This is a genomic window from Tabrizicola soli (assembly GCF_015999335.1).
GTDB lineage: Bacteria > Pseudomonadota > Alphaproteobacteria > Rhodobacterales > Rhodobacteraceae > Tabrizicola > Tabrizicola soli.
This window is the reverse complement of sequence record NZ_JAEACP010000035.1, coordinates 12,552-28,334: the sequence shown is the minus strand read 5'-3', so window position 1 is coordinate 28,334 and position 15,783 is coordinate 12,552. Positions and strand designations below refer to the sequence as shown.

The following is a 15,783-nucleotide window of genomic DNA, read 5'->3' as shown; positions in this document are numbered from 1 at the left end:
CTCGTCCTCCAGCGCCTTCAGCCGCTTGGCCTCCGATACCGTCATCCCGGAATACTTCGCCTTCCAGGCATAGAACGTCCCCTCCGACATCCCGTGCTTGCGGCACAGATCAGCACACTTCGCGCCGACTTCGTGCTCCTGCAGGATGCCAATGATCTGCTCTTCCGTCAGTCGTGCCTTCTTCATCGTCCGTCCTCTCCATGGGCCGGACTCTAATCGCAGATAGAGGAAAAATCCCGTGGCAGGTCAGTCGAGCCCAGCCTCTCGCGCTGAACGGCGGGCGGGTTGCCAAGGCCCGCCGGATTGCTCCATCGTGCTGGCGGGATCCATCCCGGCAACGCCCCAAGGGAAAACCTGTGATGCCCAAGACCGAGCAAAGCCAGCGCCGTCCAGCCTTTCTGGGCGATCTGTTCGAAAGCCTCACCGAACGCGGCCGCCGCTTGCTGGGCTGGCGCGAGGGGACGGGACCCGATGCCATCCAGGCGCCCGACCTGTCGGAACTGGGCGAACGGCTGCTGTCCCGGCGGGGCGAGGCTTCGGGCGTGGTGATCGCCCGTGCATTGCTGGCGGCGTTCGAAGATGCCGATCCGGCGGCGCGGCTGGCCTTCCTGCAGGCCCTGGCCGACGGCTTCGGCCCGGATGCGAAGGCGGTGAAGTCGGCCCTTGGCGCATTCCAGGCCAGCCCCGATGCGCCCGAGGCGATGGAGGCGTTGCACAGTGCCGCCGAACCCCGGCGGCAGGAACTGCTGCGCCGCCTGAACCTCGCCCCCGGCGGCACGGCAGCCCTGGTGCGGATGCGCGAGGAGTTGCTGCGTCATCTGCGCGACCATCCCGACCTGCGCCGGGTGGACCACGATTTCGCGCATCTTTTCGCCTCATGGTTCAACCGGGGCTTTCTCGGGCTGCGCAATATCGACTGGAACACCCCGGCCAGCATTCTGGAAAAGATCATCCGCTATGAAGCGGTCCATGCGATCCAGAACTGGGACGATCTGCGCAACCGGCTGCAACCGACCGACCGGCGCTGCTACGGCTTCTTCCACCCGCAACTGGTGGACGAGCCGCTGATCTTCGTCGAGGTGGCACTGACCCGCGCGATCCCCGACAATGTGGCGGAACTCCTGGACCTCTCGCGCGCCCCGATCCGCGCCGACGAGGCGGATACGGCCGTGTTCTATTCGATCTCGAACACCCAGCGCGGGCTGGCCGGTGTCTCCTTCGGCAATTTCCTGATCAAGCAGGTGGTCGAGGACCTGAAGACCGAGCGCCCGAACATCAGGACCTTCGTTACCCTGTCGCCGGTGCCGGGCTTTGCCACCTGGCTGGCCGCGCAGCGCAAGGACGAAATCTCCGCACTGATCAGCCCCGACCAGCGGCTGGCCTTCGCCGCGCTGGACCGGCCCGACTGGTACGAGGACGCCGCCACCGCCGAACAGTTGCGCGCGCCGCTGCTGGCCGCCGCCGCCACCTATTTCCTGCGCGCCCGCGACAAGGGCAAGCGCATGGTCGATCCGGTGGCGCGCTTCCATCTGGGCAATGGCGCGCGGCTTGAACGTCTGAACCATATGGGCGATGTCTCGGCCAACGGACTGCGGCAGTCGCATGGGCTGATGGTGAACTACCTCTATGACCTCGGCCAGATCGAGGCGAACCACGAAGGCTTTGCCGAGCGCGGCCACGTCGCCGCATCCGACAGCGTGAAGGCCGCGCTGCCGGGTCCGAGATCCTGACCTTCCGCCATTGCAGGGGAATTCCATGACCGCAAACCTGTTCGACATCCTGGCCCGCTCGATCGCCGATCCGGGCGCGACCGCGATCGAGACGCTTCCGGGCGAGCGGATCAGCTATGCCGACCTTCTTGCCCGCACCGGCCGGATGGCCAATGCGCTGGCCGGGCTGGGCCTGACCCCCGGCGACCGGGTGGCCGTGCAGGTCGAGAAATCGGTCGAGGCGATCATCCTTTACCTGGCGACCGTCCGTGCGGGCGGGGTCTACCTGCCACTCAATACCGGCTATACCGCCGCCGAGATGGACTATTTCATCGGCGATGCCGAGCCGGCGATCCTTGTCTGCGACCCCGCCCGCGCGGGCGATCTGGCGGCCTCGGCAAAAAGGGTCGGGGCGCGTCTGGTGACGCTGGATGCCGGGGGCCAGGGCAGCCTGACCGATGCCGCAAGGGCCGCAGCCGAGGATTTCGCCACCGTTCAGCGCACGTCCGACGACCTGGCGGCGCTGCTCTATACCTCGGGCACCACGGGGCGGTCCAAGGGGGCGATGCTGACCCATGGCAACCTGGTTTCGAACACGTTGACCCTGCGCGACGCCTGGCATTTCACGACGCAGGACGTGCTGATCCACGCCCTGCCGATCTTCCATACCCACGGGCTGTTCGTCGCGACGAACGTGACGCTGTTCTCCGGCGCCTCGATGGTCTTCCTGCCGAAGTTCGATACTGCCCGCATCTTCGATCTGATGCCCCGGGCGACGGTGCTGATGGGAGTGCCGACCTTCTACACCCGCCTGCTGGAGGACGTCAGGCTTTCCCCGGCAATCACCGCCAACATGCGGCTTTTCATCTCCGGCTCGGCCCCCCTCCTGGCCGAGACCCACCGCGAATGGCGGGCGCGGACCGGCCATGCCATCCTGGAACGCTATGGCATGACGGAAACCAACATGAACACCTCGAACCCTTATTCGGGCGAACGCATCGCGGGCACGGTCGGCCTGCCCCTGCCCGGAACCGAGTTGATCGTGACCCATCCGGAAAGCGGCGCGGAACTGCCGCAGGGCGAGATCGGCATGATCGAGGTGCGCGGCCCGAACGTGTTCAAGGGCTATTGGCGGATGCCGGAGAAGACCGCGGCAGAGTTGCGCGGCAACGGCTTTTTCATCACCGGCGATCTGGGGCGCATCGACGAAAAAGGTTATGTCCACATCGTCGGGCGCGGCAAGGACCTGATCATCACCGGCGGCTACAATGTCTATCCCAAGGAGGTGGAGGCCGAGATCGACGGGATCCCCGGCGTACTGGAATCCGCCGTGATCGGCGTGCCGCACAAGGATTTCGGCGAGGCGGTGACGGCCGTCGTGGTCCCGACCGGGACACCGCCATTGACCGAAGCCGCGATCACCGAGGCGCTTGCCGGGCGACTGGCCCGCTTCAAGCAGCCGAAACGGGTGTTCTTCGTCGACGAACTGCCGCGCAACACGATGGGCAAGGTGCAGAAGAACCTCTTGCGCGACCGCTTTGCCGGATGAAGCGCGACTGACCGAATGCGCCGCTTTTCTTGGTGAACTCGGACGGTCAATTCCGACAACACCCTGGACCAGTTCGCCTTCTGGAAGATCGCGAACCGGCTTCATGCAGACCCTGCGCGACCTGAGCGGCCAGGGCCTCATCGGCCGCGCGCCGCGGGATACCTGGGAGAGGATCGATCTGAAGGGCATGCTGGACGAGTATCTGCCAGCCTATCGCATGGATGCCCGGGAGAAGGACAAGCTGTTCGACCTGGTCTGGGACATGACCTGCAGCCCGCACGCCATGCGAAACGCGACCCCTGCACCAGCCCTTCGCGAAGAGCTTTACAGGTCCTATGATCGCCCGGGCGGCCTGCGGTTGATCAGGAAGCGCCTCGGGATGGAGTGAACCAGCAGGGGCCCGCCGCCAAGGCGAGAGATCGTCCTGACCCTTCGGAAACGGTGGCTGGCGGGCTTGCAATCGTCCCGCAGGGCCTTGGCGCGCCGCGCCGTAGGTTCTTGCGTCAGTTGAACTCCTTTTCCAGCGCATCCGCCAGCGCGAACAGATCGATGGCCGCGCCGTAGGTGGCGACGTTGTAGATCGGAGCATTGCGGTCGGTGTTAACGGCGACGATGGTCTCGACATGCTTCATGCCGTGCAGGTGCTGCACCGCGCCGGAAATGCCCAGCGCAAGATAAAGCTTGCAGTTCGACGCCACCTTGCCGGACAGGCCCACCTGATGCGCCTTGGGCAACCAGCCGGAATCGGCGATGGGCCGCGAACAGCCGAAGGTCGCGCCAAGTCGTTCGGCAAGGGCGCGGAAGCGTTCGATGTTCTTCTCGTCCTGGATGCCGCGGCCGACCGAAAGGATGAACTCTGCCTTGGTGATGTCGACATCGGCGGGCGGCGGATCGACATAGTCCTTGTGCTCGGCCGTCCGTGCGGCAGCCGATTGCAGGTCAAGGGACACAAGGCGCAGCGGCGCAGTGCCGGCGGACGGCGGCTTGGCGCTGCCGCCGCGCAGCATCACGGTGGTGACGCAAGCCGCGGAAATGTCTAGCTTCGTCAGCACCTTGTTGCCATAGCCGCCGCGCAGCGCCAAAAGACGCCCGCCGTCGGCTTCGATCCCGAACGCATCGCTGACGAGACTGCCGCCCAGCCGGACCGCCAGCGCCGGGCCGAAACCCATGCCGTTCACGCTATGACCCAGCAGGACAAGCCGCGGCTTGAGCTCAAGCGCCAGCGCGAAGGCCGCCTCCTCGTAGACCGCCGGGTCGAAATGCTCAGCAGCCGCCACTCCCAGCACCTCGTCGACACCCTCGAGCGCCAAGTCCGCATGGTAGCGCGCCGGATCACCGGCGATCACCGTCACGACCAGCGGTCCGCCGATCCTGGCCTTAAGGTCGCGCGCCAGACCGATTGCCTCGCCGGTCTGCGCGCCGAGCGTGCCGCGCAGATGCTCGGCAATGACCAGAATTCCACCCATCTCAGCCTCCCCTCTTCTCGCGGACGATGGCCGCGATGCGCGCGGCGACCTCGGCCGCAGATCCTTCCAGCATTGCTGCCTGGCCGACCGGCGGCCGGTCCATCGCAGCCACCCGGCGGCCCGTCGCCTCGGGGCCGAGTTCCTCGACCACGGCCTCGGCCACCGGCTTGGACCGGGCGTCCTTGATCATCCGCATGGTGGCATAGCGCGGGACATTGGCGCCGGACTGGATCGACAGGACCGCAGGCGCCGACAGGCTCTGGCCATGGCGCACGCCACCCTCCAGTTCGCGGGTGATGTCGAGCCGGCCCTTGCCGTCCCATTGCATCTCGACCACCACGGCGGCATGCGACCAGCCGAGGATCCCGCCAAGGGCGGCGGCGGTTGCACCGTTGGCAAAGTCGCTGGACTGCACCCCGGTCAGCACCAGATCGGCCTCCTCGCACAGCGCCACGCCCGCCAGAAGCGCCGCCACAGCGATCGGATCGGCGGGCGAGGCGGCGTCGGGCGAGACCCGCACGCCGCGATGCGCGCCCTTGGCAAGCGCCTTGCGCAGCGAGGGCTCGGCCGCCTCGGGGCCGATGGTGACGGCGACCACCTCACCCTCGCCCAGCCGCTCGACCAGTTGCAGCGCCGCCTCGATCGCGGTCTCGTCGAACTCGTTCAGCTGATGGTCCAGATCCTCGGGCAGCACATCAAGCCCATCGGGCCGGAAGCGGAACTCGTCCCCCAGCTTGCCGACATGCTTGACGGCGACCAGCACGCGAAGGCCCGACTTCACCGGGCGCTCGTAGTCGGCAAGCACCGCCGGAGTCACCGTCCTGACCGACCATTCGCCGGCCTCGCCCGGAACGGCGTCGAGCGTCACCGGCTTCGGTGTGGCACCCTCCGGTTCGGCGGCGGGAACGGGGGCCGGCGCAGCGGCCAGCACGCGGCCCGACTGCGCGGTCAGCGCCTGGATCAGTTCCGGCACCACCCGCGCCGTGACCTTCTCGGCCAGGCTTTCCGCGATGCGGTTTGCCAGTTCCGGCAGGTAATTCGCCGGGATCGCCCGCAGTTCGACCGCCTCGGCGACCAGTTCGGCAATGTCGGCGACGAGGAAATCAGCCTCGTGGCCGCTGGACTTTCGGGCATCCTCGAACATCGTCAGATCCTTCGGGCAGCAGGTTACGAATATGTCGATATTCCCCAGCGCCGCCGCCTCGTGCATCCGGCTGTGGGAGGGTTTTTCGACGCCCGGCGGGTCGGGCGTCCAGATCCGGCCACCGCCAGCGCCGCAGCAGAAGGAGTTGTCACCCGAGCGCGGCATCTCGACCAGTTCGCAGCCGATGGCGCGCAGAACCCGGCGCGGCGCGTCATACTCCTTGTTCAGCCGCCCCAGATGGCAGGGGTCGTGATAGGTCACGCGCTTGTTCAGCGGCCTGGTCACCTTCAGCCGCCCGCTTTCCAGCCAGTCGGCCAGCACGTTGGTATAGTGCAGCACCTTCCGGCCCTGCACCGCCTTGCCATATTCGTTGCGCAGGGTGTTCAGCGAATGCGGATCGGTGGTGACGATCCAGTCGAACTTCGCCTGGGCCATCTGCGCGCCGTTATGCGCCGACAGCGATTCGAACAGACCCTCCTCGCCCACGCGGCGGATGTCGTTGCCCGCCGTGCGCTCGCCGTCGAAGAGGATGCCGAAATCCAGGCTTCCCGCGTTGAACAGCCGTGCGACAAGCCGCGAGATCGTCTGCGAGCGCGGATCGAACGAGGCGAAGTCGCCGACGAACCACAAGGCCTCGACCGGCTCCTTGCGGGCGTCCTTGACCGGGAATTCCAGCTCGCGCGTCCAGGCGCCCCGCTTGCGCGCAGGCTCGCCGAAGCTGTTGCCGACATTGGCCACCGTCTCCAGCACGCCGCGCAGGGTCGGGTCCATCTCGCCCTTGTCGACCAGCGCGCGGCGCATCTTGACGATCTTCACCGGCTGCTCGATCCCGACGGGGCAGATCTCGGCGCAGGCGCCGCAGCTGAGGCAGGACCACAGCGTTTCGGGCGCAATCACGCCATGCGGATCCGCAGCGCCGTCGCCGGACTGCGCCAGCAGCCTCAGGTCAAGGATCAGGTCGCGCGGGCTGAGGGGATAGTTGCTGTTGCGGGCTGGGCAGACATCGTGGCAACGGCCGCATTTGGTGCAGGCGTCCAGATGCAGAAGGTCGCGCCAGGAGAAGTCGTCCATCCGGGTGACGCCGGCCGGCTCGTCCTCGGCCACCTCGGGCAGGCGGGCGACGCTACGGCTGTCACGCACCGCAAGCGAGCCGAAGGCGGCAACCATGTGCTTGCCCTTGGTCCATGCGACACCGGCGACGAAGGACAGGGCAAGGATGCCGTGGATCCACCAGTTCACGCCACGCACCGTCGCGGCCCCCTCGGCATCAAGCCCGAGGCCCGAGAGCAGACGCCCGAGCGCCGCGCCCACCGGCGACAGGTCCGACAGCGGCGGCCGGTCGATGAGCAGGCGGACGGCCTCTTGCAGGAAACCAGAGAGCGCGATCAGAAGCAGGGTGACGAGGAAGACCCAGTCCTCGATCTTCCAGGCGGTGGCCCTGGGCAAGGGTGCGGTGTCGCCGCGGTAGCGGCGCACGTAATCGAGTTTGGCGAGGCCGAACCAGGCCCGGCGGGCGATCATCATCACCAGGCCGACGACCAGCATCACGCCGGCGATGTCCATCGCCAGGCTGAACCCAAGGTAGAACCAGCCCTTCCAGAAGGTCAGCCCGGTGAGAGGCTCGACGATATCGTATTCCAGCGTGATCGTCGACGTGCCGACGAAGAGGATGGCGAAGCCGAAGAAGATCAGCCGGTGCGCCGTCCCGGCATAGGGGTCGCGGCGGCCGAGAGTGCGGTGCGTCACAACATCGTCGACCATCCGGCGCAATCCGGCCCACCAGTCGACCGGCACACCGGCCGGCCGGGCGCGGCGATAGCGCAGGATGTGCCGCGCCAGTCCGACGACGAAGGCCGCCATGGCCGCGATCGCGATCAGGTAGAACATCCCGAAGGCGAAAGGGGTGAATTGCGAGAACAGTTCGCGTGTCTGCATCTTGCTGGCTCCGCAGGTTGGCGGCGCCCCACGCGCGGGGGGGCGCCGCTCTTGCCGGTCAGGTGGCCGGTTCGACGGCCGGGCGGCTGTCGCCGAGGGCGGGCACGGTCTCGGCCCCCCAGAGCTGCCGCTCGCGGATCCAGGGCAGCGGGTATTGCGGATGCGGGCTGTCGAACTCGCGTCCAAGGCGGTGACCATCGAACACGGCATCGGAAATCTGCCGCGGCGCGTTGCAGTCGCCGACCTTGTAGACGCCCTGCAACCCGTTCGCCTCCCATTCGCCGCGGCGCTGCTTCAGCACGGCGAAGAGTTCGTGGTTCGGCACCCGGGAAGTGACGAGGATCACGGCGTCCACATCCAGCACGGTGACGGCGGTGCTTTCGTGGCGCGGCATCCTGCCCACCTCGGGGTCAATCAGGGCCGAGCCGTGGCGGTAGAGGTAGAACAAGGTCAGCTTGCCGTCCTGGTAGGATTCGACCCAGTGGTTGCGCAGGATGTCGACGCCCTTCTCGTGCAGCATCCGCTTGTTGTTCTGCACTTCCATGGTGAACTGGCTGTATTCGGCCGGGTCCGACATGTTGGTGACAAGCGTCACCTTCTTGCCCAGATCGGCGGCAAGCTCGGCCATGCTGACGCCGGTGAAATGGCCGTCGCCGTCCAGTACCACCACCCGCTCGCCGGGGATCGGCTTGCCCGCCAGGATCTGCTCGGGCGTCAGGCAGTTCGGCAGCGAGGCATCGCAGCCCGGCAGCGTGCCGTGGCCCTCGGCGCCAAGTCCGTCGGTCGCCCAATGCGATCCGGTGGCGATCACCACCTTGTCGGCCCCATAGGCAAGGATGTCGTCCGCCGTCATCTTGCCGACGCCCAGATGCACCTCGACATTCTTCATCTTGGACAGCTGAAGCTGGCGATAGGTTGTCACCCGGCCCCATTCGTTCATGCGGGGATAGCGAATGACGTTGCGCAGATGCCCGCCAAGCTCGGCCTCGGCCTCACGCAGGTGGACGTCATAGCCACGCTCGCCCAGCACGCGGGCACATTCCATCCCGGCCGGGCCGCCGCCGACAACCAGGACCGAGCAGGGATCCTTCGCCCTGGAGAAGCGCTCCGGATGCCAGCCGCGGCGGTACTCTTCCATCGCGGTGGCGTTCTGGGTGCAGTTGAGCAAGCCGGACTGGTTGAACTTGGAAACGCACTGGTTGCAGCCGATGCATTCGCGGATGTCCTCGGGCCGGCCATCCTCGATCTTTTTGGGCAGGAAGGGGTCGGCGATCGACGGCCGGGCGGCGCCGATGATATCGGCGATGCCGGCGCGGATGACCGCCACCATGTCGTCGGGGCTGGTATAGCGGCCATTGACCACGACAGGGGTGGAGCCGACGACGCTTTTCGCCTCCTTGACGAAGGGCAGCATCCAGCCCGACTTGCGGAAACGGGACGTACCGGCGTCCTCGCCCCATTCCTCGTAGTCGCCGATCTTGACGGCCCAGAGGTCGCAGACGCCCTCCTTGTGCATCAGCTCGACGAAGCGGATGCCCTCGTCCTTGGCTTCCAGCCCGTGCGGGCCCTGCAGGGTGTCGATCTCGTAGCGGGTGGTGATGGCGCTGGTGTCGCCGCAGGCCTTTTTCAGCGCGGTCATGATCTCGATGTAGACACGGGCGCGGTTCTCCAGCGATCCACCGTACCTGTCGGTGCGCTTGTTGTAGCGCCGCTCGAGGAACTGCACCGGGAAGGTGCTGTCGCCGGCCGTGACTTCCAGCAGGTCGAAGCCCGCGTCCTGCGCCCGCTTGGCGGCGAGCACATACATGTTGATGACGGCCTTGATGTCATCCTCGTCACATTCGGCCGCATACAAGGTGCGCGCCGGCAGCAGATTCGAGGGCAGGCACGAGGCCGAGCGCGACACCTCGCGCGATTCCAGCCGCGGCGAATGGATGCCGCCGTACCAGAGCTGGACCCCGGACAGGCCGCCGTGCTTGTGGATCTCGTCGCACATCGGCCGCAGGTTGCGCACGTCGCCCTCGTCCCAAAGACGGGCGGAGGTATAGGGGAACTCGTCCGATTCAGGATGGATCGAGCAGAATTCGGTGAAGACGACGCCCCAGCCACCCTCGGCCTTTGTGCCGCGGAACATCGCCTGGGTGCCGGGCCGCTCCGAGCCGACACCGGCGCAATGCGAGGTCTGGAAGAACCTGTTCGGCGATACTTTCGGGCCGATCTTCACCTTGTCGAACAGGATGTCGTACTTTGGATCACGCGCCATTAACTTGCCTCCTCCGTCATGGGCCTTTGCCATCGTCCGGATGTATGAAGCAAAGCCTGTGCCAAATCCGCATAATTGAATAATTTCAATAAGTTACATGAAAGATGAAGGATCGGCGCGCGGCATCGCACACCATTTTGCTTCAGATTTGCATCGACGCGATGCCAAATGTCAGCAATATCCGCCGGCGGAAGGCAAGACGCACGGGTTCCGCCCGCTACTCCTGCAGCTTCCGCAGCAGCGAGGCGATGTCGATGCCCAGCGCGCGGGCCGCCTGGCGCTTTGACGGCGCGGCCCTGACCGCCTCGTCGATGAGACGGCGTTCGTATGCCCTGACACGCTGTTTTAGCGGCCGGCCGTCCGTCGCCTCCTCCTCCGCATCGCGAGTCGGGGCCGAAGGCCGGTCGCCTCCGCCGCCGCCCTGCATCTGGGGCGGCAGATGCTCGACTCCGGCAACCTCGTCGGCCAGAAGATCGAGACGGCCGATGACCCCGATCAACTCGCGCATATTGCCTGGATAGCTGTGCTCGACCATCCGGCGGCGGCAGTCCGCCGACAGGACCAACCGCCGCGCGCGCGTGAGGTTGAGGTTGGCGATCATGGTGTCGATCAGCCCCGGCAGTTCATCCCGGTATTCCCGAAGCGGGGGGACCGTCAGCGGGATCATCGCGATCCGGAAATAGAGATCCTCGCGGAAGGTGCGCTTGCGGACATCCTCGGCCAGATCGCGGTTGGTCGCGCAGACGACGAACACGTCCACCGACTTCTGGCGCACGCCCCCGACCGGCTGAATGCAGCCATCTTCAAGGAATTTCAACAGCTTGGCCTGCTGCGACGACGGCATGTCGCCGATCTCGTCCAGAAACAGCGTGCCGCCGCTGGCCGCCTCGATAAAGCCCGGCTTGCCGCTTGCCAGCGCCCCCGTGAAGGCGCCGCGCTCGTAGCCGAACATCTCGGCCTCGAACAGGCTCTCGCTGATGCTGGAGCAGTTGACATGGACGAATGGTTGGTCGGCGCCGATGGCCTGGCGGTGCATCTGCATCACGAGAGTGGTCTTGCCGACCCCGGTTTCGCCCAGAAGCAGGATGCGGCGGCGTGACTGGAAGGCGCGCACCCCGAACTCGATCAGCGGCTCCAGACGGCGCTGATAAAGCGGCAGGGAATCGTTGCGCAAAAGCCGTTGCGTCGTGTCCGACTTCGCCCGGGCCAGGGCCGTCGCCGGCGGCTGGAACAGCGCCACGCGCAGCGAGGGCAGGCCGGACTTTGACAGCACATGCAGCGACGCGGCGATCTCGCCGGGTTCGTCGCGCCAGCGCAGCATCACGCTGCGATGGCCCACGGCATCGCCTGCAAGCAGCGGCTTCAGCCCAAGCCGGCTTCGGGCCGACAGAGCCTCGGCCGAATAGCCGCAGGCGATCGAGCGATGCAGGCCGGTCGCCTTCTCGGCCGCCTTGTTCAGGGCGACGACATTCTTCTCCTCGTCGAAGACGATCACCGCCTCGTTCAGGACGTCGCAGAACTGCCTGAAACCCTCGTCCTGGCAAAGATCCAACAGCACGGCGGGGTCAATGCCGCCCGGGTTGGCATCCAGGCGGAATGGCGCGATCTTGCCGCGATTCATGGCGCCGCACCCGTATCGCCATCCAGTTGCCGCGCCGTTACGGCCAGACAGACAGCACGGCCAGCGATGGCCCCCGGTCCGGTGGCATCCTGCCAGCGGCAGCTGACGAGATGGTGCTGCGCCGGGCCGGAGGACAGCGGCATCGGCAGGACGATCTCGCTGCTGCCCCCCGTTCCTGCGGATCGGAACGCCATGCGGGCCGCGATATGGGCAAGCGTGCCGAACGCCTGCCGCCAGGCGATGTTCTCGGTGATCACCGAGCCATCGGACCGCATCAGGCAGGCAGGAAGCGGCTGAAGCTCGAACGCCAGCGCGGCGGATTCCACCCGCTCGCTCTGCGGGCCAAGGTGGCCCGGCTTCACCTCGCGCAGCGTTCCCCACAACCGATAGAGCCTGCCGTCGGCGATATGGGCGCGCACGTCGTTCTCCATCAGCACCGGGGTACCGTCGCTGCGGACATCCTCGGAGATCGCACCATCGACGTGGAAATTGCTGGCGATGACCTCGCGAATGAAGGCTTCATTGATGGCGTTTCGCGGCCAGTAGAGCCGCACATCGTGGCCGTTCAGGTCGCTTTCGTCGTTCAGGCCATAGGCGCGCGCCATGGCGGTGTTGCACATGCACCAGACCGCGTGATGCTGGAAGATCTGGTCGACGATCTCGTCCACGCCCAGCCCGACGTTGACCGGCGCGTCGTAGCGGAAGCACCAGATCGCCTGGCGTGCCCTCTGGATCAGCGCCCACATGATTTCGTTGCTGTCGGCAAGCCCGGCGGCCTTGTCATCGCCGTCGGGCCGGCCGGATGGCTGCTTTGCCTTGCGCCTGCTCATCGGCCCCCCCCGCTGCCGGCTGCGTGCTGCAATATCACACCAGAAACGCTGCAATTACGCAACAATCTTTCTCCGAGCGCGTATCGCAGACCCACTAATCATTTGAATTCGCAGGAAATCACAGGATGGCACAGGTCTTGCAATGTCTTTCAGATCACGCCCGGGGGGAGGGTAGAGGCGGCGTGACATGCCTGTTCAGGCTGGACATCCGACCAGGCCATCGGGGGGCCGGCAGCACTTGCCGGTGACATCTCCCGACCAAATGCGCCGCAAGCGCAAGAAAATACCAAGCGGGACCCAAAAGGGAGGAGCACCATGACCGCAAAAGAACACGCCCACGGGGCGGACGAAGCCCAACTGATGGCACTCGGCTATGCCAAGTCCTTCGAACGCAAGATGTCGCTGTGGGAGAACTTCGCCCTCGGCTTCACCTATCTCTCGCCGGTTGTCGGGGTTTACACCCTGTTCGGCTATGCGCTCGCCACCGGCGGCGCCCCGATGTTCTGGAGCTACCTATTGGTCGGCATCGGCCAGTTCCTGGTTTGCCTCGTCTTCGCCGAGATCGTTTCCCAATACCCGATCGCCGGCGGTGTCTATCCCTGGGCCCGACGCCTGATCGGCGATCGCTGGGGCTGGATGACGGGTTGGATCTATCTCTGGGCACTGGCCACCACGGTCGCCGCCGTGGCGATGGGCGCCGGTCCCTATGTCGCCGTCTTCTTCGGCTTCGATCCCTCGCCGCAGGTCAATACGGTGACGGCGATGCTGATCATCGCGGCCTCGACCTTGCTCAACCTGGCCGGAACCAGGGTTCTGGCCAAGGTCGCCATGATCGGCTTCCTGTGCGAACTCGGTGGCGCGCTTGTTGTCGGGGCCTGGCTTCTGACCGTCGGGCGCGAACAGTCCCTCTCGGTGCTGTTCGATACCGCCGCCGTGGTCGGTGAAGGCAGCTATCTTCCGGCCTTTCTTGCCGCGGGCCTGGCCGGCATCTTCCAGTACTATGGCTTCGAAGCCTGCGGCGACGTGGCCGAGGAAGTGCCGAATCCCAGCCGGGCGATACCGCGCGCCATGCGGCTGACGATCTATATCGGCGGCGCGGCGGCGATGTTCGTCTGCCTGGCGCTTATCCTGGCCGTCAAGGACATCGGCGCGGTGATCTCCGGCGAGGACACGGATCCGGTCTGGACGATCCTGACCACCAACTTCGGCGAGACCGGCGCGCGGGTCGTGTTGCTGGTGGTGCTGATCTCGTTCATGTCCTGCGTGCTCAGCCTTCAGGCCGCCGCCAGCCGCCTGATGTTTTCCTTCGCCCGCGACAACATGCTGCCCGCGTCGAAGGCGCTGACGCGGCTCTCCGCGACCCATGTGCCCAGCGTCGCTCTCATCCTTTGCGGCATCGTTCCCGCTGTCATCGCTCTGGGCGGCTATTTCCTCAGCAACGCCGTCGCCGTCGTGGTGAGCTTCGCAGCCGTGGGCATCTATCTGGCCTTCCAGATGGTCGTCTTCGCGGCGATTTCCGCGCGGCTTCGTGGGTGGAAGCCGACCGGGCCGTTCAACCTTGGCGGCTGGGGCGTTCCCGTGACCGTGCTGGCCTTCGTCTACGGCGTTTCTGCGATCGTCAACCTCGCCTGGCCGCGGATGCCCGATGCCAACTGGTACGAGAACTACGCCGTGATGCTGACCAGCGCCGTGGTGGTGATGTTCGGCCTGATCGTGCTGCCGTTCATGCGGCAAGGCAGCAGGCACACGGCGGTCGCCGGAGAGTGAACAGGAGATGGAACGGGCGCTGCCGTGCCCGTTCCGCTGGACAATCAGCCGCAAGGAGGCAGTCAATTGGACAACCAGATGCTCGTCGGAAGCCATTTCCTCGAGGGAGAGGGCGCCGCTCAGGACATAATCAACCCGAAGACCGGCGAGGTGATCGCCCGCCTTGCCGAGGCCGCGCCCGCACAGGTGGAGCGGGCCGTGCAGGCGGCAGGGCGGGCGTTCCCCGGATGGTCGGCGACGACACCCGCGGAACGCTCGACCTATCTCTTGAAGATCGCCGACGCCATCGAGCGCGAGGCGGACAGCTTCGCCGCGCTCGAGGCCCTGAACTGCGGCAAGCCGATCAATGCCGTGCGCAATGACGAGATGCCGGCCATCGTCGATTGCTGGCGCTTCTTCGCCGGGGCCGTGCGGTCGATGCAGGCCCCCGCGGCGGCCGAATACCTGCCCAACCACACCTCGATGATCCGGCGCGATGCGCTGGGCATCGTCGGGTCGATCGCGCCCTGGAACTATCCGCTGATGATGATGACCTGGAAGCTGGCCCCGGCGCTGGCGGGCGGCAACACGGTCGTCTTCAAGCCCTCGGAACTGACGCCGCTTACGGCGTTCAAACTGGCGCGGCTTCTCGCCGCGATCCTGCCCGAGGGCGTGGTCAACATCGTCTTCGGGCGCGGCGAGAGCGTCGGCGACGCCATCATCCGCCACCCCGACATCGACATGGTGTCGATCACCGGCAGCATCGGCACCGGCAGGAAGGTGCTTGGCGCAGCTGCGGAGAAGATCAGGCGCACCCATCTGGAACTGGGCGGCAAGGCCCCGGTCATCGTCTTCGACGACGCCGATGTCGACGCCGTGGTGCAGGGGGTCCGCACCTTCGGCTATTACAACGCCGGGCAGGATTGCACGGCGGCCTGCCGCATCTACGCCCAGTCCGGCGTCTATGAACGGCTGGTCGCCGATCTCGCCGGCGCGGTCTCGACGCTGGCCTACAACCGGGCCGACGACAGCGAGAACGAACTCGGTCCGCTGATCTCGGCCGTGCAGCGGGACCGGGTCGCAGGCTTCGTGACCCGTGCCGCCGAACAGAAGCATGTCGAGGTCGTGACCGGCGGTCATATCGCAGGGGACCGCGGCTTCTTCTTCCAGCCGACCGTCGTCGCGGGCGCGCTGCAGGACGACGAGATCGTCCGCCGCGAGGTCTTTGGCCCGGTCGTCACCGTCACCCGCTTCGACGCGGCAGAGCAGGCGCTGACCTGGGCGAACGACAGCGATTACGGGCTTGCCTCGTCGGTCTGGACCAGGGACATCGGCACGGCGATGCGAATGGCCGCGCGGCTGCGCTACGGCTGCACCTGGATCAACACACATTTCATGCTGGTGAACGAGATGCCGCATGGCGGGTTGAAACAGTCCGGCTACGGCAAGGACATGTCGCTTTACGCGCTGGAGGATTATACCGTCGCCCGGCACGTCATGGTCAACTTCGGTTGAGCGTC

The 15,783-nt window shown here is 66.3% G+C and carries 11 protein-coding genes; 5 read left to right on the top strand and 6 right to left on the bottom strand.

What is annotated here, in order from left to right:
• The coding region (locus I7S92_RS21985; RefSeq protein WP_197647654.1) for a transposase at window positions 1–186 on the bottom strand (186 nt) is incomplete at its 3' end.
• Window positions 187–359: 173 nt separating this feature from the next.
• Here I7S92_RS21985 and I7S92_RS21980 point away from each other — a divergent pair.
• The 3 genes from I7S92_RS21980 (at window position 360) to I7S92_RS21970 (ending at window position 3,646) form a co-directional block, all read left to right on the top strand.
• The gene (locus tag I7S92_RS21980; RefSeq protein ID WP_197647653.1) at window positions 360–1,730 is read left to right on the top strand and encodes a malonyl-CoA decarboxylase; all 1,371 of its coding nucleotides are present in this window, start codon (window positions 360–362) and stop codon (window positions 1,728–1,730) included.
• A gap of 25 nt (window positions 1,731–1,755) precedes the next feature.
• Window positions 1,756–3,258 carry a malonate--CoA ligase gene (locus I7S92_RS21975; protein ID WP_197647652.1) on the top strand — a complete coding sequence of 501 codons (1,503 nt, stop codon included), beginning with the start codon at window positions 1,756–1,758 and terminating at the stop codon, window positions 3,256–3,258.
• A 103-nt stretch (window positions 3,259–3,361) separates the two neighbouring features.
• A complete protein-coding gene (locus tag I7S92_RS21970; RefSeq protein ID WP_197647651.1) occupies window positions 3,362–3,646 on the top strand; it encodes a 4-hydroxyphenylacetate 3-hydroxylase C-terminal domain-containing protein in 285 nt (94 codons plus the stop codon).
• A 115-nt stretch (window positions 3,647–3,761) separates the two neighbouring features.
• Here I7S92_RS21970 and I7S92_RS21965 read toward each other — a convergent pair whose 3' ends face one another.
• The 5 genes from I7S92_RS21965 to I7S92_RS21945 form a co-directional block, all read right to left on the bottom strand.
• Window positions 3,762–4,724, bottom strand: coding sequence for an electron transfer flavoprotein subunit alpha/FixB family protein (locus I7S92_RS21965; RefSeq protein ID WP_197647650.1), 963 nt, complete (start codon window positions 4,722–4,724; stop codon window positions 3,762–3,764).
• Between the two features lies 1 nt (window position 4,725).
• Window positions 4,726–7,803: a heterodisulfide reductase-related iron-sulfur binding cluster gene (locus I7S92_RS21960; protein WP_197647649.1), complete on the bottom strand. Its 3,078-nt coding sequence runs from the start codon at window positions 7,801–7,803 to the stop codon at window positions 4,726–4,728.
• A gap of 58 nt (window positions 7,804–7,861) precedes the next feature.
• Complete coding sequence (locus I7S92_RS21955; protein WP_197647648.1) at window positions 7,862–10,066, bottom strand: oxidoreductase; 2,205 nt, start codon at window positions 10,064–10,066, stop codon at window positions 7,862–7,864.
• A 217-nt stretch (window positions 10,067–10,283) separates the two neighbouring features.
• Window positions 10,284–11,687, bottom strand: a complete 1,404-nt coding sequence (locus tag I7S92_RS21950) for a sigma 54-interacting transcriptional regulator (protein WP_197647647.1) — start codon at window positions 11,685–11,687, stop codon at window positions 10,284–10,286.
• Window positions 11,684–12,517 carry a hypothetical protein gene (locus tag I7S92_RS21945; RefSeq protein ID WP_197647646.1) on the bottom strand — a complete coding sequence of 278 codons (834 nt, stop codon included), beginning with the start codon at window positions 12,515–12,517 and terminating at the stop codon, window positions 11,684–11,686. The genes I7S92_RS21950 and I7S92_RS21945 overlap by 4 nt, the downstream gene beginning before the upstream one ends.
• Before the next feature lie 315 nt (window positions 12,518–12,832).
• Between I7S92_RS21945 and I7S92_RS21940 the strand changes: the two genes are divergently transcribed.
• Both I7S92_RS21940 and I7S92_RS21935 read left to right on the top strand, forming a co-directional pair.
• Complete coding sequence (locus tag I7S92_RS21940) at window positions 12,833–14,284, top strand: APC family permease (protein WP_197647645.1); 1,452 nt, start codon at window positions 12,833–12,835, stop codon at window positions 14,282–14,284.
• 66 nt (window positions 14,285–14,350) lie between these two features.
• A complete protein-coding gene (locus I7S92_RS21935) occupies window positions 14,351–15,778 on the top strand; it encodes a gamma-aminobutyraldehyde dehydrogenase (RefSeq protein WP_197647644.1) in 1,428 nt (475 codons plus the stop codon).
• The last annotated feature ends 5 nt before the right edge of the window (window positions 15,779–15,783 follow it).